19 protein-coding genes, 1 pseudogene and 1 other annotated feature (1 of these 21 cut by a window edge) are annotated in these 23018 nt (G+C 34.4%); of the genes and pseudogenes, 4 read left to right on the top strand and 16 right to left on the bottom strand.

From position 1 onward, the window contains the following. Positions 1–13: a binding site (T-box leader), on the top strand (it extends 241 nt beyond the left edge of the window). Between the two features lie 81 nt (positions 14–94). Together LKE46_RS03585 and LKE46_RS03580 are read left to right on the top strand one after the other, a co-directional pair. Then, positions 95–1279, top strand: coding sequence for a PLP-dependent aminotransferase family protein (locus LKE46_RS03585; protein ID WP_291718493.1), 1185 nt, complete (start codon positions 95–97; stop codon positions 1277–1279). A gap of 62 nt (positions 1280–1341) precedes the next feature. Then, the gene (locus tag LKE46_RS03580) at positions 1342–1752 is read left to right on the top strand and encodes a hemerythrin domain-containing protein (protein ID WP_291718491.1); all 411 of its coding nucleotides are present in this window, start codon (positions 1342–1344) and stop codon (positions 1750–1752) included. A 67-nt stretch (positions 1753–1819) separates the two neighbouring features. On the opposite strand, the gene LKE46_RS03575 is transcribed toward LKE46_RS03580, so the two are convergent. Further along, a complete protein-coding gene (locus LKE46_RS03575; protein ID WP_291718489.1) occupies positions 1820–3604 on the bottom strand; it encodes a DUF2207 domain-containing protein in 1785 nt (594 codons plus the stop codon). Positions 3605–3769: 165 nt separating this feature from the next. Between LKE46_RS03575 and LKE46_RS03570 the strand changes: the two genes are divergently transcribed. Continuing rightward, positions 3770–6304 carry a Ryanodine receptor Ryr gene (locus tag LKE46_RS03570; RefSeq protein WP_291718487.1) on the top strand — a complete coding sequence of 845 codons (2535 nt, stop codon included), beginning with the start codon at positions 3770–3772 and terminating at the stop codon, positions 6302–6304. Between the two features lie 30 nt (positions 6305–6334). Here LKE46_RS03570 and LKE46_RS03565 read toward each other — a convergent pair whose 3' ends face one another. The 5 genes from LKE46_RS03565 to LKE46_RS03545 form a co-directional block, all read right to left on the bottom strand. After that, entirely contained in the window at positions 6335–6817 is a 483-nt protein-coding gene (locus tag LKE46_RS03565) for a DUF6773 family protein (protein ID WP_291718485.1), read from the bottom strand. Further along, positions 6814–7017 carry a helix-turn-helix transcriptional regulator gene (locus LKE46_RS03560; protein WP_291718483.1) on the bottom strand — a complete coding sequence of 68 codons (204 nt, stop codon included), beginning with the start codon at positions 7015–7017 and terminating at the stop codon, positions 6814–6816. Before LKE46_RS03560 ends, LKE46_RS03565 begins: the two co-directional genes overlap by 4 nt. Positions 7018–7406: 389 nt before the next feature. Beyond that, complete coding sequence (locus LKE46_RS03555; RefSeq protein ID WP_291725556.1) at positions 7407–8702, bottom strand: IS30 family transposase; 1296 nt, start codon at positions 8700–8702, stop codon at positions 7407–7409. A gap of 287 nt (positions 8703–8989) precedes the next feature. Continuing rightward, complete coding sequence (locus tag LKE46_RS03550) at positions 8990–9709, bottom strand: FlxA-like family protein (RefSeq protein ID WP_291718481.1); 720 nt, start codon at positions 9707–9709, stop codon at positions 8990–8992. A 71-nt stretch (positions 9710–9780) separates the two neighbouring features. Beyond that, positions 9781–10713 carry a D-alanyl-D-alanine carboxypeptidase family protein gene (locus tag LKE46_RS03545; protein ID WP_291718479.1) on the bottom strand — a complete coding sequence of 311 codons (933 nt, stop codon included), beginning with the start codon at positions 10711–10713 and terminating at the stop codon, positions 9781–9783. A 155-nt stretch (positions 10714–10868) separates the two neighbouring features. Between LKE46_RS03545 and LKE46_RS03540 the strand changes: the two genes are divergently transcribed. After that, positions 10869–11573: a VanZ family protein gene (locus LKE46_RS03540; RefSeq protein ID WP_291718477.1), complete on the top strand. Its 705-nt coding sequence runs from the start codon at positions 10869–10871 to the stop codon at positions 11571–11573. Here LKE46_RS03540 and vanS read toward each other — a convergent pair. The 10 genes and pseudogenes from vanS to LKE46_RS03490 all read right to left on the bottom strand — a co-directional run bounded on the left by vanS (position 11563) and on the right by LKE46_RS03490 (position 22984). Beyond that, entirely contained in the window at positions 11563–12708 is a 1146-nt protein-coding gene (vanS, locus tag LKE46_RS03535; RefSeq protein ID WP_434735207.1) for a vancomycin resistance histidine kinase VanS, read from the bottom strand. The genes LKE46_RS03540 and vanS overlap by 11 nt on opposite strands. Next, positions 12686–13384: a VanR-ABDEGLN family response regulator transcription factor gene (gene vanR / locus LKE46_RS03530; protein WP_291718473.1), complete on the bottom strand. Its 699-nt coding sequence runs from the start codon at positions 13382–13384 to the stop codon at positions 12686–12688. The genes vanS and vanR overlap by 23 nt, the downstream gene beginning before the upstream one ends. Positions 13385–13422: 38 nt before the next feature. Further along, positions 13423–14448, bottom strand: coding sequence for an alpha-hydroxy-acid oxidizing protein (locus LKE46_RS03525; RefSeq protein WP_291725554.1), 1026 nt, complete (start codon positions 14446–14448; stop codon positions 13423–13425). Between the two features lie 101 nt (positions 14449–14549). Continuing rightward, positions 14550–14921, bottom strand: coding sequence for a flavodoxin family protein (locus tag LKE46_RS03520; protein ID WP_291718471.1), 372 nt, complete (start codon positions 14919–14921; stop codon positions 14550–14552). A gap of 131 nt (positions 14922–15052) precedes the next feature. Further along, on the bottom strand, positions 15053–15640 hold the full coding sequence (clpP, locus tag LKE46_RS03515) for an ATP-dependent Clp endopeptidase proteolytic subunit ClpP (protein ID WP_291718469.1): 588 nt from the start codon (positions 15638–15640) through the stop codon (positions 15053–15055). A gap of 21 nt (positions 15641–15661) precedes the next feature. Then, positions 15662–16012, bottom strand: coding sequence for a helix-turn-helix transcriptional regulator (locus tag LKE46_RS03510; RefSeq protein ID WP_291718467.1), 351 nt, complete (start codon positions 16010–16012; stop codon positions 15662–15664). 311 nt (positions 16013–16323) lie between these two features. After that, the gene (locus LKE46_RS03505) at positions 16324–16602 is read right to left on the bottom strand and encodes a group II intron maturase-specific domain-containing protein (RefSeq protein WP_291718465.1); all 279 of its coding nucleotides are present in this window, start codon (positions 16600–16602) and stop codon (positions 16324–16326) included. A gap of 178 nt (positions 16603–16780) precedes the next feature. Further along, entirely contained in the window at positions 16781–17134 is a 354-nt protein-coding gene (locus LKE46_RS03500) for a transposase (RefSeq protein WP_291718463.1), read from the bottom strand. 78 nt (positions 17135–17212) lie between these two features. Further along, entirely contained in the window at positions 17213–21070 is a 3858-nt protein-coding gene (locus LKE46_RS03495; protein WP_291718461.1) for an AAA domain-containing protein, read from the bottom strand. Positions 21071–21783: 713 nt separating this feature from the next. Beyond that, positions 21784–22984: pseudogene (locus LKE46_RS03490) on the bottom strand (MFS transporter). Positions 22985–23018: the final 34 nt, after the last annotated feature.

Genomic DNA, 23018 nt, shown 5'->3' with positions numbered 1-23018 from the left:
CTTCGTCCTATAATAGGACGAAGGGTTTTTTAGGTTTCTCCAAATGCGCATTGGGCAAAACCTACAATAAACTTTAGAAAGTGGTGTAATATCAATGAATATATCATTTGCCGAAAGAATGAATAAAGTTCAGAAATCATTCATAAGAGAAATCCTTAAAGTAACAGAAAACCCCAAAATAATATCATTTGCAGGCGGACTTCCAAATCCATCTTCTTTTCCAATTAAAGAAATTGAAGAAGCTTCAAAGAAAGTCCTAGATGAAAATGGCAGTAATATCCTTCAATATAGTACTACAGAAGGCTATTTCCCTTTAAGAGAATATATAGCTAAAAGATACTTCGAGAGATTCGGATTAAGAATTAATGCTGATGAAATATTGATAACAAATGGTTCACAGCAAGGGTTGGACTTGCTTGGAAAAGTATTTCTGAACAAAAATGACAATGTTCTTATTGAACGTCCCGGTTATTTAGGTGCAATACAGGCCTTTTCACTTTTTGAACCCGTTTTCAATTCCGTGCCACTAAACGATGATGGCGTGGATACCAATGCACTTGAAGATTGTCTTGACTCCTGCAGTCCCAAATTATTTTATACGGTTCCAAATTTTCAAAATCCTTCTGGAATTACATATTCAGGAAAAAATAGAAAAACAACTGCAGATATCCTGAAAGAGCACAATACAATTCTCATTGAAGATGATCCTTATGGTGAATTGAGATTTATAGGAAAAGACCTTCCTCCTATAAGAACATATCTTGAAGATAATTCCATCATGCTTGGTTCATTTTCCAAAATAGTAGCCCCTGCAATGAGACTGGGCTGGATATGTGCCAGAGATGAAATCATGGAAAAATTAATAATCGCAAAGCAGGCGGCCGATCTGCACACCAATTATTATTCACAAAGAGTTGTATATCAGTTTTTGATAGACAATGATCTTGAAGATCATATAAGAAAAATCAGAGAACTATATAAAGGACAGAGAGATTGCATGGTATATATGATTGAAAAATATTTTCCTGAAAACATAAAAAGTACAAAACCTGAAGGAGGTATGTTTCTCTGGATAACTCTTCCTGAAGAAATTTCATCACTGGATTTATTTAAAGTTGCAGCAGGAGAAAATGTTGCTTTCGTTCCCGGTGATCCATTTTATATCAATAAAAATGGAAGCAACACGCTAAGATTGAATTATACAAATTCCAATGAAGAAATGATTGAGGAGGGTATCAAAAGGTTGGCCAGAGCAATAAAAAATATTTCTGTAACATAAGTTACAGAAATTAACCATATCATATGTTAACATATTAAAAGATGAAAGGAAGGTCTTATAATATGGATGTTAAAAATTTAGAAAGGCAACATAATGAAATAATGAATTTGACTGATTATGTGCTTCAGAATGTTAAAAATCACACTGTAGATGAAAATTCAATTGAAATTGCCAGGAGCATAAATACTTTAAGCGGTAAACTCAGAATACATTTGTTTAATGAGGACAAATACCTGTATCCACACCTTTCAAGCAGTCCAAACAAGTTACTTAATATGTTCGGCAAAAAATACAGTGAAGAAATGAAGGAAGTTACCGGAATATATAATAGTTATAAATCGAAATACAATACTCCCAATAAGATCAAAAATAGCATTGATGAATTTTATGAAGATACTAAAAAGATTTTTAAAGTCCTGTCAAATAGAATTTTCAGGGAAGAAAAAGAGTTATATCCACTGCTAGATGAATAGAAGGTCCTTAAACCGGGGACTACTCCCCCAGTCCCCTCTAGCTTATTCTCCAATAACCCTTATTTTCTTAAAATCCACCGGCACCTCCACCACCGGAACTTCCGCTTGAACCGCCTCCATAGCTTCCTGTACCTGAATCTCCTGAAGATCCTGTATTGAAAGAATTATACATATAATAGCTGAATTGTTCATGCTCATCTAAATTCATACTGTCAAATATAAGGTAATAGTATATCCATCCCATATTGGGAGAAGTATTTTCAAACACGGATTTGAGTTTTCCCATACTGTTCTTTTCCATGTTCAAGGCCTCTGCATAGGGAATATACTTTTCTATATATCCAGTATCTTCATTATAAGTAAATTCCGTATTTTTAATATAATTCCTGAACTTAATCCATTTTTCATACTGGGATTTCCCGTATTGGCTTCTTCTGAAACAATAGTATATCCCACAAATCAGTACAAAAACTGATACAAGCATGGAGAATACACCAAGATAAGCCTTTAATACAATAGCTACTATGGAAAAGATTATGGCTGCTATAGAAATTGCAATTAGCTTTACACCTGCACTGTTTGCCCTCTTATCATAATAATTTCTTGACTTGGCCTCATCTTTTATCTTATAAGTCCAGTCTCCAAATTTACTGTCAAAGCCTCCATTTTCGCTGGCTTTTCTTATGGATGACAGGGCAACAGTTTCTCCATCACCGATGGTCTCGAAAAGCCAGGCCATAAAATATATTTCATGTTTCAGAAGCCCTTCTAAGTTTTTATTATTTTTTGTCATGATAAAGTCGGCCTTATGTTTTTTACTTTCAGTTTCCACTTTTCGTATGCTTAAATAATCTTTTCTCCACAAATCCAGTATGGTGGCATATAGTGTTCTTCCATTTACTGATCCGTTCACAAGATATGCCGCTACTGCAGGCGTACACTCTTCAGGAATATCAAATGGAACGTAAACACTGTATTCATCACGGGAATCATATTTCAATCTTCTCCATACATTGAATACAATGATAATAAAAAGCAATCCCAATGCTGTACTTACTGCATTGAATATTTTTGCCACCAAGGCACTCCGTGCCATCTTTGCTTCCAGCTGCTTCTTATAATTGAATTCCTCATTTAAAATATCTTTTAATTTATCCTCATTTTTAACATTCGCAGATTTCGATATTGCCTCTTGAGGGAAGAGCACTCTAGTTTCAACAAGTTCATTTGAACCAACATGCTGGAAAGCATAATCCACACTTTCATTTTTGACGGACACCCTTCCATTCAGCACTCCATGATAATAGGCTTTAATGTCCCCTGTCTCCATAACTTTTGGAATGACAACGTGTATTTTCAAATCATCTATTTCGGTTTCATTTCCGGATGACCAATAGTCATAAAAAAATTCACCTGTATCTTTGTACCTTGTTGCTACATTTTTCATTGTATATGTTATTTGGAAAGTTCTCTTTTCATTCCGCGAAGGAGTATAAATTTTTATTCTATACAAATCGTCATCTTGTTTTATAAGTTCAAACACATCCTTGTCTCCGTTTTCGGCACTTTCAACATGTCTGAATGGTACTTCCGAAGCACTTTTAGATACAAGAGCTACATTGACACCATATATGCCATCTGTATTCCTCGTTGATATGTCTCTATAGGCTCCATTGTAGCTGCCATCAAAATCAAAAGTTATTAATTCCTTCATGGAAACGGAACCATCTTCATTTATCGTACTGTATATATAAAATTTAGACAGATTGACCGAATCCGAAGCTAAAGCCTTAGCCGGCAGGAAAAAAACTATAGCAATCAATACAAAAAAGCACAATAAAAATTTTTTCATCTTTGTCCTCCCAAAAAATTTTGTTGTCTTCATTTTATCATAGATACCTGCAGCCTGCATACTAAAAACAGGATTTGTAAAATCTATATAAAATCCAAAGAATTGGAGTTATAATATAATTATTATTTTGAATACAACCTATAGTTTAAGAAAGGATTAAAAGTTATGGAAATCAAGAATTTTAATATTGTTGTATCAGGGGATGTATGTGTCAACCTACTATTCTGGCAAATCAACAACGAGTATATTAGTGACTTGAGTTGGCAGCAGTATCCACATATATGCAGCAGGTTAAGTGAAGGAGAAGCATTGCTTCTGGCCAAATTTGTAGCTCTGTCCACAGGTGCAAATGTTGTTTCGCCAAAAATAAACTATGACAAGAATCATCTGCCTGACGGGCTTCTGAATTCCACCATACAATTAGGGCTCTTTCCATCAGCATCGGATGAGAAAAATAAAAACAGAATATATAGAGTAAAATCATTTCTGGGTTTTACGGATATACTTTTTGGCAATCCAAAATTGTTTCCAATTGTGACTGATAATAAAAATGCCGACCTGATTATACTTGATGACGAAAACAATGGTTTTAACGACAATGAAGAATTCTGGCCCTCGGCTTTAAAAGATCCCGGCAGCCATCCTACAATTATATACAAAATGGATAACCCTTCCAGTTCCACGAAATTATGGAAGCATCTCGAAAAGTTTCATATGAAGAATACTCTAATAGTTATAAACGGAGATGACCTGCGTTCCAAGGAGGTCAATATAAGCAAGAATCTTTCCTGGGAAAGAACGGCACTGGACTTTGTATGGCAGATAAAAAACAATCCAAGCCTTACTTTTCTGTCAAAATGCAGCCGCCTGATTGTTCCTCTTGGTTTGGAAGGTGCCATATATTATAAAAATAACGGCGAGACCAAATCCAAGCTGTATTTTTTGACATATGCCTTTGAGGGAGATCTAATAAAGCAGATCAACGGTAAAATGTACGGACTTACTTCCTGTTTTGTTGCCGGGCTGGCAAAATCCATGGTTTTGGGAAGGCGCAAAGATAAATCTATTGATGAATCCATTGACGATGGTATAAGAGAGGGAATTGTTGCCACACAAAAATATTTCAAACACGGTTTTGGCAGAAATATCGTAGAAGACATTTTTCCAAGTCCTTCAATTTTCAGTGAAGGAGAAAATGACTTCATATATAAAAAATATATACAGGATGTTGAAATACCTAATTCAAATAATCCCAAATATCAATCATCCTGGTACATTATAAAAGACAAGACTTCCACCAACCTTGCTGAAATAGCCTATGACATCGTTAGAAACGGAGAGGAGAGTGCCCTTAAATATATACCAATAGCACAATTTGGCAAACTAAAAACTGTTGACAGAGATGAATTTGAGGCCTACAAGAGTATTAAAAATCTCATGTCGGAATACATACTTTCCAGAAATGTAGTTCGTCCTCTCTGCATTGCCGTGTTTGGAACACCTGGTTCCGGAAAATCTTTCGGGGTAACGGAGGTTGCTTCCTGTGTAGCTCCAAATCTGATTAAAAAGCTGGACTTCAATTTATCCCAGTTTCAAACATTGTCGGATTTAATTATAAGCTTTCATAAAGTAAGGGATATTTCTCTCATGGGCAAAATTCCATTGGTGTTTTTCGATGAGTTCGATTCAACCTTCGAAAAAAAGCTTGGATGGTTGAAGTATTTCCTAGCTCCTATGCAGGATGGTATATTCAGAGAAGACAATTCAATACATCCTGTCGGGAAAGCCATTTTTGTATTTGCAGGTGGAACCAGCAGTACCTTTGAAGAATTTTGCGGGGAAAACATCACAGATGAAACTGAATATAAGCAATTCAACAGAGAATTTGAAAGTGCAAAAGGTCCTGATTTCATAAGCAGACTGAGAGGCTATGTAAATACCCTGGGTCTCAATCAGACAGATGAACGGCGTGATCAGCTGTTCATTATCCGAAGGGCAATGCTGCTGAGATCCCTTATGGAACGCAAAGTACCTCATCTCATAAATGAAAGAGGAGAAGCTCAGATAGACAGAGGCGTATTACGGGCACTCTTGAAAATAAGCACATATAAGCATGAATCAAGATCCATGGAAGCAATACTGGAAATGAGTCGACTGACAAATTCAAAAAAATGGGAGCAATCCTGTCTGCCGCCTAAAGATCAATTAAGACTGCATGTTGACGAGGATGAGTTTTATCGCCATTTAATGAGAGAAGAATTTTTCAATGAGAAAATCGATGAACTCTCTATAGACTTTAATTATAACTACATTTTAATACAGAAAGGCATGGACAATTTGAGTCTCAATCCCGACGAGTGCTGGAAAAAACTCGACAAGGTACAAAAGAAATTTATTAGAGACAATATAAAGCTTATTCCTGACATGCTATACGAAGTCTACTATGACTTAATCTCCGTATCCAGCATGGATGACACTGAAATTATTGAATTTACAGAAGAAGAATTGGGTATTCTTGCAAAATACGAGCATAAATATTTAATTCGCAAAATTTCAGAAACTGGTTTCTCCATATTATCTTTTGATAAGATAATGGATTATGTTAGATGCTGGCCAAAGATACTTTCAAAATCCTACTTAAAAATAGAAAAATTAAAATTCAGGTTGTCGTCAGAGGTAAACAATAACCTGAAAGATTGATTGAAGAAAGGGGAGGATATATGCTGCATATTACATATCGTCTTCCTCTTTATCCAGTTTTTCCAATATTCTTTTCTGTCTTCTCCTGCTTAAAAAATATACAAATGAAAGTACCATGAACACTGCAAAAGTTCCGCAGACAAATGTAACTGTCAAAGTTGCAAACAGCAAACCGGGTGTAAATTTTTCACTATATCTTATATAATTTGAAATTCCTACAATAACAGTTATTGTAATACCAGTTACAAGACTGTTCACCATCACTAATTTCTTACCATTATTTTTTGTTCCATAGAGATCATTTCCTAAAATGATATTTCTAATTACAATATATATGGAAACTCCCACAAAGCACACAAATTCTACAGCATACTGTGAAAAAGGTGCATCAAAAACATACTGCTGAACAAGTGTTGAAACAAGCAGTACAATAAGCAATATACCACAGGCATCACTTTGAATTTTACGTCTTTGAGCTGCAATTCTCTCATCTTCAATTAGCTTTTTTCTCATTCTTCAATCCCCTCCCAGAACAATTCGTCCAATGTCTTGTCAAGTGCTTTGCATATTGAAATACACAATTTCAACGATGGATTATAATTTCCCGATTCAATCATACCAATAGTCTGACGTGTAACCCCGACGGCTTTTGCAAGATCTTCCTGTTTCATGTCATGTTCAATACGGGCAATTTTCATTCGCTTATTTTTCATCCATAGCCCCCTCTTGATTGTCATATCTAATTTATATTACATATTGTAATATAAATTAGATACAATGTCAAATATATATTGCATTATTTTAAGACTTGATTAATTGAAAGATGAGATGCCACTTTGTAAAACGAAAAACTATGTTTGTAATTTAAAACTTAATCCTTGTAAATGAAACGCAGTTTTTGTAACCTAAAGTCCAGTTTTGTAAGCGAAGAGCCACATTTGTAATTCAAATGCTGTTTGATTTCTCTTCATTTCTGGTGTATGATTGTGAAAAATAAGCATGCCAAATGGAGGTCAACTCCCTCTCGATTTTTTTGTAATCGGAGAATCCACCCTTGAATCTTTGGTCAGATAATAGGTTGGCGGCACTGATTATTTAAAGATTACTTTTTAAGAAGAGCTAGTTTTAGCATGATATCTCCGGCGGCAACCGGATAACATCCAAGTTTATGCAAAACCTCTTCTCCGTGGTAAAAGCTGAATGTTTCGTACGGACTGCGTTTATTCAGCTTTTTTCTTTTGTAGGAATTAATATGATTCATCATCAGATTGATATCATCCTGTGTAAGTTCATTAAAGCTACTACCTTTTGGAAGAACCCGACGAATCAATTCATGGTTTACTTCGATAGCACCTTTTTGATAAGGACTACCTGCATCGCAATAAAATATATGTGTACGCAAAAATGGAAATCTATCCCGATATTCAATGGCTTTTGGGTTGGAAAACTCACTCCCGTTGTCTGTAAGAATGATAGGAAATAACTCTGAAAACAATTCCTGGCCAAGTATCTTATCAAGATGATTAAATACATCAGTAACAGACTTTGAAGTGTTGGCATCCCTCAGGGACGCAAGCATCAGGCTGCAGTCAACAAAGTGAATAGTTAAAAGACATTTACCGCCCTTGACTCCCATGACAGAATCCATCTGCACAATTGCAGTATCAGGATTCTTGTTAATAAAGGTTTCAAAATCTTTGTAGTTGCGGCTAATGCGGCAGCCTTTATCCACCTTGAACTCCGGCTTTTTATAGCGTTCACGAAATCTTACTTTTCGTGGAAGGTCGATATTTCTAATATCAAAAAGACAGGCATCAATATAGTTATAAATGGTCTTTTCACTACACATCAACTCATCCTGATGATTAATGTAAATCTGATTGACAGACTGCCCATTTTGAATGAGTGGTGAAATTATACGATTCAATCTGCTAATTTCATTTTCAGAAACGCAAAGACCACTTCTAGAGTTAGAAATCTTCTCGTGAGCTTTGATGTGAGCATGTTCAGCATCATAGATACTTTTCATGAGAGTGCATTTGCCAATGGCTTCACAGCCATTGCAGACATAAGGAACACGATATTTTGCAGTACATATTTCTTCTATGTACTCTTTGCAGTTCGTGTTACAGGAAGAGCATAGTTTACAATAGGTTACAGATTTCCTGCTACAGTCCTTTCCACAAATGCTTTTTAATCTACAGTTAAAGCGATTCTTGCAAGCGTTAAATGGAAATCCAGGATAGCCTGTTGCTACTTCAGAACTGTATTTACGAACTTCTCTGGAAATAGTGGTTGGATCTTTTCCCATACGGCGAGCGATTTCTTTAAATGAAAGGCCTTCCTTTAGGTACTTTTGCAAATCTAATCTCGCTTCATAAATAAAAAACTTTGACATATATCCTCCATTTCTGCCGCCAACTAATAAAGGATATATGAAATTATAACAATTAGCAAACAAAAAGACTGGCTAATCGCCAATCTTCTGCAATCCAAGATGCAACCACATATTATAAATATTTATTTTTGTATGGATTATGTGAAACTGGAATCGCAAGGGTTGCAATTTAATTTACAATTGAGGTTATTTTAAGACTTGATTAATTTTCCACATAATAAAAGGCTCTCCATGATATTTTAATATATCATAAAAAGCTCTTTCTGCAGTCTCACAGTTATTTCATATTAAGCTAGGGTATCTAAGCTCTTTTTATCCATTTTTTCAAGATTTCTTGAACCATTAACCTTACCATCATCGCTTTTTATATCATTCTCATTTTCAATATTACTTCCATAGGTTAAATCGTCCTTGTATTCTACAGTATACTTAATATCTTCATCTATCCTGGATGACTGTTTGGAAATTTCAGAATTCAATGTATTGCTGTGTGCAATATTTTCATTGGCTTTTGCTCTCTTTTCAGCAATTTGTTTCCCCGCATGATGGAATTTGTCTCTTCCCTCATCCAAATTAGCTTCTTCCCTTAAAACAGCCGCCGAAGATTCAAGAGAAGTTTTTATACCGCCTACTTTTTTTATACTTTTATAAGACGCTGCCATATCCATCAGTAGATAATCATCATGAGTACCGTTTTTATCCATTGCATTGTCAGCATTAACCTGATTGGAATTTTCATTGTCGCCATTTGTTTTTTGCTGCTGGAACCTCTCCATTTGTTTTTGCTGAATCTGAGAGTCTATCTGTTCCATCTGCTCTTTTAGTGCAGATATCAGCTGTTCTTTTATCTGTGTATTTGCACTGCCGCTTTTTATTTGGTCAATTTGCTTTTGAATTTGTGTTTTCTGATCCTGAAGTGATTTGATTTCAGCATCATACATATTATTCTGTGATTTCACAGTCCCTTCATTAAAAAATGATCTTGTTGATACAGAACCTATCATCATATTCAAAGTTCCCCCCCTTATGTAAAATATTCTTTATATTTTTATCGTCTATCCATGTAAATACTATAGTATTATTTTCCTATACTGTTGTATACAGCTAATGCATCGGTAATATTATACTGCTGTGAATTGTGATTCCCCTTCGCACCAGCTGAAATCAGAATATATTCCTGTCTGCCCACTTTGGCAAAACTGGCGAGACACAGCCCTGCCTCATCGGTATATCCAGTTTTCCCTCCTAAAATTTCCCCGCCAATAATGTTTTGATTGTTGAGTTCTTGAAACAAGGTACTATAAAAGGTTATCCCTCCGGGGTGCTTGTTCGTAGGTTGTGTGGAATGACGGGACGAAGTAAAAATCTCCCGGAAAGTATCATTTTTCAATGCATAGTTTAGAAGAATAGCCAGATCCTTTATTGTTGTATAATGGTTTTCATTGTGAAGTCCCGTTGCATTTTCAAAATGGGTATTGTCCATACCAAGATCTGCCGCCTTTCGATTCATCATCGTTACAAATCCCTGCTCCGAACCTGCAATTTGATCTGCAAGCCCAATACAGGACTCTGCACCGCTTGGAAGCAGTGCCCCATATAAAAGATCAATGGTACTTACCTTTTCACCCGGTTGAAAGCCTGTCATCGATGCATCTGCTTTGTACAGCCCCTGAAATGTGGACTTGGTAAGTCTTATTTCTTCATTGAGATCAGATAAGTTTTCTATTGCAACAACGGCTGTCATAATTTTAGTCAAAGAAGCAGGATAGATTTTTTCTTCGCTGTTTTTTTGCATCAGGATAGCATGATCTTTTAAACGGATCAGAATAACATTGGGGCTGTTCAGCTTATCGGGAGATATGGAGACAGTTGAATCCGGTTCTATCTTAAAGATATTTTTGTTTTCCGAGGTAATGATGAATTTATAAACACCAGCAACAATGACAGCCATCAATAGAAATATTACAAGTATGTATATTTTTGAGTTTTCCATTTTTTCTTTTTGTACCATATAAAACAGCTCCTTATTCTGTACTGGTATTATTTAACCACAGAAAAAAGAGCCATGTTGTAATTCCATCTTATGAATTTCTTAAGGTTTTATTAAGACATTTCTTTTTTTTATATGCTATTATGAACGAGTCAATTACAACGGAGGTGAATCTAATGTTTATTATTATAGTGTCGATTACATGTTTTATTGGTACTTTGCCATTCTTGATTCCATACCATATACTACTGACCTCTCAAAGCAAAAAGACTGGCCGTAAACTGTCAATTGAACATATTATAATCGTATATATCTTTGTGTACTATCTTACTGGCGTGCTGAGTTTTACTGGTATTGCTTCCATAGGAGATATTGTCCGTAACAGCTTTGGAATAATAACACCAAAGGGATTGAATATTTCACCGGATGAGATTAATCTGATTCCATTTCGCTGGATTGCGGAGAACGCCCGCCCATACATGGAAAATATATTGCTTTTTATACCTCTTGGATTTATGCTCCCATGTATTTGGAAAAAGTATGAAGTATTATGGAAAACAGCATTATCAGGTGTCACATTCTCTTTTATAATAGAATTGAGTCAATTGTTCAATAGAAGAATAACGGATATTGATGATTTACTGATGAATACTCTCGGAGCGTTAATTGGATGGGTAACTTTCAGGCTGCTGAAAAAGTATTTATCAAAACTGCAGGACAGGATTTCTATTCAAAGTACCAATACGGGAAAAATACCCCTGCTCCTTCATGAAGAAGCATGCTTTTATATGGCCATTGCATTCGCCGGTATGCTGTTTGTGTTTTACCCATTTTTAATACCTTTACTGCAATTCGTATTTAAAATTAGAGTTAACATATAAGTGGGAGCACCACAGTAAAAACTGTCTTTTCTGTATCACTTTGCACAGAAATATTACCTCCATGGGCATTTACGATTTCCTTGGCAATAGCCAATCCAAGCCCGGCACCACCTGTATTGGTGGAACGTGATGTGTCCAGCCGAAAAAATTTTTCAAATATCGTTCCCAGTTTTTCTCGTGGAATTGGATTCCCCTTATTAGTAAAAGTTATAACGATATTTTTATCCTGCTGCCCGGCGGAAATGTCAATGACGCTGTTTTCATGGCTGTAGGCTATGGCATTTTTCAGAATATTATTGAATACACGGGCCAGTTTGTCCGCATCTCCCCACAGAATAAGGTTGTCAGGCACATTGACGGATACCTGCTTTCCCTGTGGAGTCAGCATTGGATAGAATTCGTCCGCCATCTGCTGGAGCATGAACAGTAAATTGATTTTTTCTTTATTCAAAACAATAGTTTGAAGATTAAATCTTGTGATCTCAAAAAACTCATCTATAAGCTGCTCCAATCGATAAGCTTTTTCCAGGGTAATGCCAACATATTTTGCCTTCTGTTCAGGAGGCATATCAGGAGCTTCATCCAGAAGACTTAAGTAGCCTATAACGGAGGTCAGAGGTGTCTTTATATCATGAGCCAGGTAAACTACCAGATCATTTTTGCGCTGCTCGGCATCAAGAGCAGCTTTCTTTTGCTTTTCCAGATTGCTTTTTATCTGATTAAGCTTATTTTCCATAAAATCCAATTCCGGTGATAATGTAATTTCTTCATCAGACTCCTCAGTAAGTTTATCCATTTCAGTACTTATTTCATCAAAATATTTGGTAAACCAGGAAACAGAAAATCGAAAAAGGACGGCTAAAAATATTAGGATTACAACGAAAAGGATCATTTCCATATTGTTGCGGATCACCAACTGATAGATTTCCTGTGCGTCCGAATTTTGAAAATGAAAAGCGCTGACCAAATATCTAACAATACGATCTCCGATCTGTCCGCGAAGAATATGGCGCAATAGATAAACAATCACAGCCGCGGCAACTGTAATCAGAAGCATCTGAAAAAATACTTTCCCTTTTAATTTGGTATAATCATTTCTTCTTTTATCTATCTTACTTTTCAATTTTATAACCAACTCCCCATACCGTTTTGATATATTTATGATGCTCCGCGCTGTCATGCATTTTTTCTCTTAGATGCCTGATATGAACCATTACAGTATTATTGCTGTTGGTGAAATACTTGTCTTTCCATACCTCATGGAACAATTCTTCCGAACTTACCACCCGTCCACAATTGGAGCAAAGAACCCAGAGAATTGAAAACTCTGTAGGAGTTAAAGACAGCTTTTTTTCATTCAGCGTACATTCATGGGTGTCCATGTCCAGTACCAGTCCTGAAAAGGCAATCAAGTGTTCTTCCTGATTTGGCTCCGCAGAATTATATTTGGTAAATCTCCTGAGCTGCGCCTTGACACGGGCAACAAGCTCCAGAGGGCGAAAAGGTTTTGTTATGTAATCATCTGCACCTAATGTCAATCCGGTAATCTTGTCAATCTCTTCTTCTTTGGCAGTCAGCATGATAATAGGGAAATTATTACTTTCCCTGATTTTCCGGCAGAGAGTAAAACCATCAATATCCGGCAGCATTACATCAAGTATTGCAAGCTCCAACTGTTCCGACTCAACACACCGCAGCGCATCCTGACCGTTATAAAATTTATATATTGTAAAACCTTCATTTTTTAAATAAACTTCAATCAGATCCGCTATGGACTGTTCATCGTCTACAACCAAAATATTGATACTCATAAGTTCTATCCTTTCTTTCCGATTAAGCACCCAGTCAATTATAATTTTGTGCTATACAATATCCTGCTGCTTACGTCCCGAATGGAGTTACAACCCGTTAAAACCATGGCTGACTTCAGTTCACTCTTTAAACTTTCCACATACAATTTTACACCTTCTCGCTGCCCGCCAAAGGATGCAGTTACAAAAGGTCTTCCTATAAGTACTGCATCTGCACCAAGTGCCAACATTTTAAGTACATCCACACCGCTTCTGATTCCGCCATCTGCCAATATTGTAATCTTCCCCTTAACTGCCTTTGCTATATTGGGAAGCACTTCCGCCACTCCCGGAGTCTGATCTAGAACCCTGCCTCCATGATTGGAAACCACTATGGCGTCCACTCCGGCCCTCACAGCAAGTTCTGCTTCATCCGGTGTCATTATACCCTTTAATATAAATGGAAGTTCGGTACTTTCCACAATCTCCTTTATCTCCTCTATAGTTTTAGGTCCTACAGGTTTTCCATGGAGTGCCAGGGTTATGAGTCCTGCTGCATCTATATCCATTCCTACAGCAAAAACCCCTGCCTCTTCTGCAATTTTTATTTTGCTTATAACGTTTTTATTTTCCCAGGGTTTTATTACAGCTATACCATTACCATTATACTGCTTTAACTTTTCCAAATTAGTTATCAAAAAAGAATCCACAGCAGTATCTCCCACTATAGGATATATTCCACCATCGAGACATCCGCCTATGACCCAGGAGATATATTCTTCTTCAGTAAACTTCCCTCCCATATTAAGCGTGGTTCCTGAAACTGGAGCTGCCAAAACAGGTATATCCATCTTTCTCCTAAACAATTCTATGGAAGTGTCCGGATTTTTGGCATTATGTATGACTCTCATATTCAATTTATACCTGCCAAGTGCATCAAAATTTTCTTTGAAAGAGTCCCCTGTTCCCTTGCCGCCCATACCTGGCACTTCGCCGGCACAGGCATTGCCGTTACAAACAGGACATACCCTGCAGCTTCCCTCCAAGTTTTCCCGTGCATTTTTTAACACATCTTTATAATTCATAACAATACCGTCGAATAATAAAACTGACTGCATATGCAGAATTTTATCATTCAGCGGACTTCCCCCCTTTTCCTATAATAAATTTAACATAAATAATTATATCACATCATATTTTCAAAAGTTTTTCCATTATTTCCACCGTTGCAGCTAAACAAAGCTATCTTCTTATGTCTCAAACTAGTCCTGGCAAAAAAGCTTCTCATGGCAGGAGCAAAATTCCACGCCCAGACTGGAGTTCCAATAAATAAAACATCATACTCTTCCGACTTTATATCATAGGACAAAAGCTCCGGTTTTTCCCTGGTCACAGATTTTTTACCACCTATCAAATATCTCATCTTGCTGTTTGGATCTATATCATTTTGGGGCTTTATCTCCAGTGCATCACCTGATACAGCTTTTGAGATAGCTTCGGCTATCAACTTTGTATTTCCTTCAAGTGAATAGTATACAACGAGAATTTTATTTCCCATAACAGTATCTACCTCTTTTCCATTTATTAAAAATTCTTATACCTACATATTATAATAAGTAATTCAAAAAATCCATTTAAGTACAAAAAAGGCCTTTATTCAAGGCCCTTTTTTAATATTGAACTATCATATTATTTTTTAGAAAGCACTTCGTCTACTATTCCGTAATCCACAGCCTCTTTTGCAGACATAAAATAATCCCTTTCCATATCTTTTTCTACCTTTTCAATAGGCTTCCCTGTTCTTTCACTGTATATTCCATTTATTTTTTTCTTGGTTTCAAGAAGCCACCTGGTGTGAATTTCTATATCCGTAGCCTGGCCCTGCATTCCTCCATATACTGATGGCTGATGAATCAATATCTCACTATTTGGAAGCGCATACCTTTTCCCCTTTGTACCTGCCATCAGTAAAAAGGATGCCATACTGGCGGCCATACCAATACATATGGTTGACACATCCGGCTTTATATACTGCATTGTATCGTATATTGCCATCCCAGCGGTAGTTGATCCTCCTGGGCTATTTATATAAAAATTGATATCTTCATCAGGGTTCTCGGATTCGAGATACAAAAGCTGTGCCACAATGACACTTGCCGTTGCATCCGTCACCTCCTCATTCAACATTACTATCCTGTCCTCTAGAAGTCTGGAATATATATCATAGGAACGTTCTCCCGAATGTGTATGTTCAACAACAACTGGCACATAACTCATCAAACCACTCCTTTACTGTATTTATGCTGCCATAAAAACAATACCGTTGTTTGGATTTTTTCTGAACTTCCTGGGAGGTGCTCCATAAAGTTTTTTAAATGCTTTCGTAAAAGCTTCCTGTGAACTAAATTGATATTTCAATGCTATATCCACAATTTTGCTTTCCGTATTTACAAGCTCCTTCGCAGCTTCTTCAAGTCTTCTTCTCCTTATATATTCGGCTACCGATTCTCCTGTAGCAGCATGAAAGATTCTATGAAAATGAAACTTCGACAGAAACACCTTCCCTGCAATATCTTGAAGCCCTATTTTTTTATCCAGATTACTATTTATATATTCAATGGATTTCCTAATACAAACATTATAATTCATCTAAGATCAACTCCCTCCTCTAAGTTTTTCTATATTATATATCAGCCGCCAGTGTAAATCCTGTCTTTTTTTGCTCCTCTATTATAAAAGCATTACATTTGTTTTTTCTTACAATGCTGATTATAAAGAAGAATTGTTAACTACAACTATAGCTAATGTCTTTAACAATCGAGTAGGAGCTGAATAATTATTTTATTCAGCGACCTTTCACACCATTGTGCGTATCGTTCGGTACACAGCGGTTCAATAAGAATTACCTAATTATAGATATCTCTCGGCTAATGTTATAAAGTCTTGCTCTTTAAGATTTATTAGATAGTGTTCTGGACAAAATAGGGCTTTGGATATCCTCCAATAGCCTTTTCTTGTATGGCATACTCCCATGCTTTATATTCATCAATACCAAGCCTTTTTAAATTATCATACTTTGTCTTGATTTTCTTCCATTGTTTCCAACAGCATAATCGAATCCTTTTTCTCAGCCACTTATCTAATGTTTTAAGTGTACTTTTCATATCTGCCAGCTTGAAGCAGTTCATCCATCCGATTATAATTTGTTTTAGCTTAATCGCACGGAATTCCACACTCATAGCATTTCTCCTTCTCATTTTTATAGAACATTCAACTTTCTTTATCGGTAGTGCTCTGCACAACTTCCCTTGTTTCTATTTTTTTAGTTTTTTTAATGGCTTTTTACCATGATGCTGCCTGTCGGCATCGATTTCGCTGTCCAGTTTATCTTTGTGTTTTTTCACCTCAACCTGTATATTAACTCTTTTGAATTTTTTCTTGTTTACCACTTGCTTTTATGTGGGTTGAGTCAATATACACCTGCTCAGGTACTAAAAATCCTTCTTTTTCAACTGTCTCAAGTATTTTTACAAATATGTTTGTGAATATTTCAGTATTTTTAAATCTTCTCTCATAGTTCTTGTTAAATGTAGGTAAGTCTTGAATATCTCTTACAGTTTGTCTTATTGAAAGTATTCCAAAGATATACTGGATGAGTACTATCTTTATGAGAACCACCGGATCAATACTTGTCCTCCCAAAATCAGAATATAGTTCTTCCACTTCATCATATATAAAATTAAAATCTATAGATTTATCTATTTTTCTCAATAAATGATCTTTTGGTACCAGATCTTCAAGGCTGTTTAATTTAACCTGTACTCTTAGCTCTTTTTTTGAATCACATAATCATAAAAAATTATTTATATACCTGTCTTTAACATATTCAATTGAATCTGTACTCTTAACAAGACAACTCATTTCCTTATAATTATCATTACGCCCTTTACCGCTGTTCAATAACCAATTATGGGAACCAATCAACATATATACATCGTCAATTAACAGGAGCTTTGTGTGTACTGGAGGTGAATATACAATTTTCACTCCCAATTTTTCTTTCATATAAAAAATTGATTCTGTTATTTTTTCAATATCGTAGTAAAATCCACCGTTCTCTATTAAAACATCTTTTATATTCTCTTTACTATCCAGCGAAATATTTTTACCCTTGTATCCAAAGCAAATATATATTTTCACTCCTTTTCTAATTGCACTGATTACCAATCTCAAGAATTTATAATCCACAACATAATCAGATATCCATGGCGAAAAAATGTAGATACTTTTATTTGCAAGTCTTATTATTTCTTTAAGGATTTCATAGTGTGCTGCAGAACCAACTACAATATTTTTAGGGCAATGTATCTTAAGAAAATTTATTAACTCCATATTATGAATGTGAATATTAGTATTTCCTCCTGACAATACATCAAAAGCTTTTTCCCAATTTTCTATATCCTTCTCACTTTGTTTATCAAAGGTCATATTGAAAAAACTGTATATTTTGCCATTCTTCATAATAGTATCAAGGGCTTTTTTTAAGAAATAACTTCCCTCTCCTATGGCCTTCAAATTTCCTACCATAATAAATTGCTTAATAGCTCTGGAAAAAGCAACATTCAATAAATTCCCTTTTGCACCTATAAAATTGGAAAGTCCTGCTTTATTGCCTCTTACATCATCAATTACTGTAGTAAATATAATAACGTCTTTCTGCCTTCCCTGGAATGTATGTACAGTACCTATCTCAACCTCATGTATTTCATTTTTTAATTGTCTAACCTGTTTATTAAACGGTGAAATTATAGCTATTCTCTTTACAACTTCATGTCCATATGAATTTTTGTATTCTTCCACTATTTTTTTACATGCACTTATTTCAAGATTATTAAAATGTTGTTCTCCTTTAATTCCTCTAACATCAAAGGCTATAAGATTATTTCCAAATAATTTTTCATTATTATCTTTGTTGGTTACTATCAATTTATCATGGTATACAAATTTATTGGAAAATTTTATGATACTTTCTTCACATCTTCTATGCTCATTTAGTATAATACCTGTCCTTTTATTTTTTAACTTTTCAAACACATCACAATTTCTATCAGCATAATCCTGGGCACTGTTATTCTCAATACATATATCCTTCCTCAGATCTTCGTCAACTCCAGAGTTTTCGATTAAATCATTTTTTAGAAGCCTTATCGGTTCCAATTGATTTGTGTCACCCACTATTATGGATCTACTTGTTCTATAGAGGGGAGCACATAGATAGTGAGGCAATATTTGAGCGGCTTCATCTACCATTATCAAATCGATTAAGTTAGGAATCATTTGAATCATATCTTTCCTAAATGAATGCAATGTTGTTGTAATAACTGGAAAGCACATAAAAAAAGTTTCCCAAAGTGCAAATATCCCAACCTTATGTTGCCCCCAATATTCATCCTTAGAACTATAAAAAGGCTTACACCATCTAAACATTTGACCATTCTTCTGTAAGATTATTCCTAAATTATTTGCAATACTTTCTCTATTCTCTACTATATATAGTTGCATCACTTTAAGGCTTGTATCAAAAATATTCTTGCGCATTTTTAAAAGTTCACTGCAATTTGAAACATTATATAAGCTTCTGCTAGACAAATCATCCATTTTCAAAGTCAGCTCAAGATTTTTGCATATTTTCTTAAAAGAGTTTATAATCTCTATTTTTTTACTTAAATCTATACTTAGATTTTCAGCTTCTTTAATTTTAGATGGGAAAACACTTTCCATTTCAATTAACTTTTTATATTCGTTCTCATTGGAATCAATATTCGATGCCAATTTATCAATTTCCATCTCCAGTCTTTCTAATTTTTTATCTGATTTATCTATTTCATTACGTATATATTCCTCAGAAGGATAATTTTCAAAGAAATTTTTCCATTCATTGGATATAAAAAGCATTATCTTTTTTATAAAACCATTTACTGACTTTTTTCTATACTCTTCCAAAGTTTTAAATAAATTTCTATTATTATCTTTTTCAATACTCTTATCACCATTGTACTTATCTTTCAGCTTTTTGCATTTTTCAATTTCATGATCAACATTATGAATATTCTCTTTAACTTTGTCTTCTTCAATACTAATATTATCTATAATACCTTTTTGCTCAATTAATCTTTCTTTATAGACATTCTCATTTTTATTAAGTAGATCATTATTTATATCCTTTACTCCTAAAAGTTCATATAATTTATTCCTTTCATCATAAAATGTTGAAATGTCCTTCTTTATTTTTCCTAATTTATCCCATAAAATTTTAAATTTTTCTACAGATGTTTCATCAAAAGTGGTTTTCCTTATATTTTCCAGACTCTCTATTAACTTATTAAACTGCTCATTATAAAAGCACTCTAAATTCGCATATTTTCCTAGCCTTGCACAAATTATACCCTTATAATCATCTTTAATATCTTCAGCTAAATCAGTAAAATAAGGAATTTCTTTTAGAAGCTCAAGTCCAATATTATCTACTGCAAGATTATTTGTACTTGTTACTACAATTGACCTTTTATTTTTTCCTCCCAATGGACTTATTAAGACCCCATTTGAGCACTTTGTCCATTTTTTATTCCACACATCTACTAATGATTTAGTTTTCTTAACTATATTATCTGCAATTAATTCTTTTAAAAGAGTAGTTTTACCTGTTCCCGGAGGACCATTTACAGAAATCAGCTCGTTATAATCTGAAATTTTTACAATATCCCATTGCTTTTCATTTATAGGGTATTTATCTGTATAACTACCATAATGAAATTTAAATTTATCTTTAATACTTTCATATTCAATAGCATTACTATTTCCAAATATATATTTTTCAAGTACGGATGGCACATCTTTTCCTTTTAAATATTTATCTTTGCATACTTTTAATTCATCTCTAAATATAGGTGATTTTAATTCATCTAGTTCCTCCAAAGTAATAAATACCCTATTTAATTTTTCCCAATATTCATATCTGTTAAAATCCAATATAGATTTGATCTTATTATTATTAAATGAAGCAAACACCTCGTCATCAACTAGTTTAAGTATTTCATGGATTGAATCCTGTCCATCAAAACTATTAATCTTTTCATATGTACTTTTAAATATATTTCCAACTGCAAGTTCAAATTCACCACGCGAGATATCCTGGGCATATGCCAAAATTGTCAATAGACTATCTTTGTTAACACAATATTTATCAACTTTTAAATTATTTTCTGCTATTGTACAGTTAAATGTAACAACAGGCTTTTTTATTCTTGTCTTGCCAGATCTTTCTATTAGCGGATAACATACGGTAATTCTATTATCTTCCTTTATAGCTTGTATTTCTACTACCAATTTATCCTTATTGTCAAAATCAAATTCATCAACAAAATCATTTAATTCAAGCTTATTCTCTAACATATATTTAATTTTTGAATAAACATGCTTCACTTTATCTTTAGAACTACTTTCTTTAATACTTTTTTGATTCTTTAGTTTATTATATATAGCTTCAGCTTTCTTGCTATTGATTATACCTTTTATCTTATTTACATCCTTTAAAATAGAAATAGGTTCATCTTTACCCTTACCTTTAATTGAATTATCCATCATTCTTGTTTCAAATTCATAATCTATGTAATAATCAAATACAGAATTCATCTTATCTTCAGACATATAACTCCCGCCATTTCTCAAATATTTATAGTTTATGTCTTCATTATAGTATAAGCATTGTTTTTTCTCCATAAATATGCAAAAAATCTATTATTTTTCCTTAAAAACCAATTATCCATTATTTTTTGAAATTTCCTATTATATAGAAAGTAAAATAATTTAAAGCACTCCAATAAACCTTCAATTCAACTTTATCGAAGGCTTATTAAAGTACCTTATTTTATCTATTTAAATTCCTTTTTATTCCTGTGATTTTTCCTACAAATTTTTTAAAGATTTTACAGATATACTATAATCATAATTTACATCATACCTGTTAATGGGATTAACTTTAAATCTGCTAACAATCATAGCACCTTTTATCTCACTATTCCCATCATATCCTTGCTTTATCTGTTAGTATATACTCTCCTCCAACTTCACCGCACTTATAACATTTTTATTCTTATTCATAAAAATATTATTCGGAATATTAGAATAGTCTCCAGGACGTTACTATTTTATTTGACTTTTCAGATTACCAGTTCCACTAATTTAATGGAATCAGCAGCTAGTCTTTTTAATTAGCAACATATAATACCACTATACTATTTAATTTTAAAATGACAATTTATTTTACTTACTTTCCCATTCTATTATTTGTCTTTTTAGTTCTCTCTCTTCTTTGAAATAGAAAGGTTAGTATCTTGAACATAGGATAATACCTATCCATATTATCTTTGATTTTCTGCATTAACAACTGTTGTAATTGATGACAGTCGGATCGAAATAAAGAAGGCTAATACTAAAAAGCATACAATCATGCCAACAACTCCATGCCATCCGTAAGATGACCAGAAGGTTCCACCCGCAGTTCCTCCAACACTAGAGCCTACATAATAAAAAAGCAGGTACAATGATGAAGCCTGTGCCTTATCATGCGTTGCTATTTTACCAATCCAACTACTAATAATTGAATGGCATCCAAAAAAGCCAAAAGTCAGGAGAGCAATGCCAATAATTTTTAACACCAGATTCATATCCAATGTTACAACTATCCCAATAAACATTGTTAAAAGAGCAATACAAAGAACCTTATATTCTCCCTGATTATCTGCCAAATGTCCCATAAAGGTAGAACTAAATGTTCCAACAACATAAATAACAAAAATAAAGCTGACCAGGGTTGAACTAAGACTATAAGGAGGCTCAACTAGCTGAAAGCCAATAAAGTTATATAAAGCAACAAAACTTCCCATAACCAAAAAACCAATACAATATAGGCAAATCAGGACTTTTCAGATGACTGCCCATAGATTTTAATAATTCATTTATTTCAAAAGAACGTGGTTCAAAATGTTTGGATGCCGGCAACTTGCTCCAAAATACAACACCAGCTATAATTCCCAAAATTCCTATGCAAGCTAGTGCCACTCTCCAATTAAAGAAATCAGTAATAACCCCAATAATAATACGTCCACTCATTCCACCAATAGAATTTCCACTGATGTACAGTCCCATAATCATACCTAGGCTTGCCTTATCAATTTCCTCACTGATATACGCCATAGCAATTGCTGGCAGTCCTGCTAAAACAAAGCCCTGCAAACCTCTCAGTACAAGTAAGCTATGAAAATTAGGAACAAATGCAGTCAACACTGCTAGAATTGATGATGTAAATATAGCAAAAGACATTATTGGCTTTCGTCCCAATACTTCTGATAATGAACCAAAGATCAGCATGCTTACTGCTAAAATGCAAGTTGTCACTGACAATGATAAACTAGCTACAGTTGGCGAAATAGAAAATTCCCTAGATAGGTATGGCATTAAAGGTTGTGTACTATATAAGATGGCAAAAGTATTAAACCCACCTGCAAATAGGGCAATACTAGTCATACGAAATTCCCTTGTATCTTTTTGAATGTAATTCATAGATCCTCCTGATTAAATTTTGACTTTATCTGAC

This window comes from Clostridium sp. (assembly GCF_022482905.1).
Lineage (GTDB): Bacteria > Bacillota > Clostridia > Clostridiales > Clostridiaceae > Clostridium_B.
The sequence above is the reverse complement of the archived record's forward strand: the minus strand, read 5'-3'. Positions and strand labels throughout refer to the sequence as shown.

Coding starts and splice junctions, on each gene's coding strand:
- LKE46_RS03585 (WP_291718493.1), top strand. CDS start 95: ATGAATATATCATTTGCCGAAAGAATGAATAAAGTTCAGAAATCATTC.
- LKE46_RS03580 (WP_291718491.1), top strand. CDS start 1,342: ATGGATGTTAAAAATTTAGAAAGGCAACATAATGAAATAATGAATTTG.
- LKE46_RS03575 (WP_291718489.1), bottom strand. CDS start 3,604: ATGAAAAAATTTTTATTGTGCTTTTTTGTATTGATTGCTATAGTTTTT.
- LKE46_RS03570 (WP_291718487.1), top strand. CDS start 3,770: ATGGAAATCAAGAATTTTAATATTGTTGTATCAGGGGATGTATGTGTC.
- LKE46_RS03565 (WP_291718485.1), bottom strand. CDS start 6,817: ATGAGAAAAAAGCTAATTGAAGATGAGAGAATTGCAGCTCAAAGACGT.
- LKE46_RS03560 (WP_291718483.1), bottom strand. CDS start 7,017: ATGAAAAATAAGCGAATGAAAATTGCCCGTATTGAACATGACATGAAA.
- LKE46_RS03555 (WP_291725556.1), bottom strand. CDS start 8,702: ATGTCAAAGTTTTTTATTTATGAAGCGAGATTAGATTTGCAAAAGTAC.
- LKE46_RS03550 (WP_291718481.1), bottom strand. CDS start 9,709: ATGATGATAGGTTCTGTATCAACAAGATCATTTTTTAATGAAGGGACT.
- LKE46_RS03545 (WP_291718479.1), bottom strand. CDS start 10,713: ATGGTACAAAAAGAAAAAATGGAAAACTCAAAAATATACATACTTGTA.
- LKE46_RS03540 (WP_291718477.1), top strand. CDS start 10,869: ATGTTTATTATTATAGTGTCGATTACATGTTTTATTGGTACTTTGCCA.
- vanR (WP_291718473.1), bottom strand. CDS start 13,384: ATGAGTATCAATATTTTGGTTGTAGACGATGAACAGTCCATAGCGGAT.
- LKE46_RS03525 (WP_291725554.1), bottom strand. CDS start 14,448: ATGAATTATAAAGATGTGTTAAAAAATGCACGGGAAAACTTGGAGGGA.
- LKE46_RS03520 (WP_291718471.1), bottom strand. CDS start 14,921: ATGGGAAATAAAATTCTCGTTGTATACTATTCACTTGAAGGAAATACA.
- clpP (WP_291718469.1), bottom strand. CDS start 15,640: ATGAGTTATGTGCCAGTTGTTGTTGAACATACACATTCGGGAGAACGT.
- LKE46_RS03510 (WP_291718467.1), bottom strand. CDS start 16,012: ATGAATTATAATGTTTGTATTAGGAAATCCATTGAATATATAAATAGT.
- LKE46_RS03505 (WP_291718465.1), bottom strand. CDS start 16,602: ATGAGTGTGGAATTCCGTGCGATTAAGCTAAAACAAATTATAATCGGA.
- LKE46_RS03495 (WP_291718461.1), bottom strand. CDS start 21,070: ATGTCTGAAGATAAGATGAATTCTGTATTTGATTATTACATAGATTAT.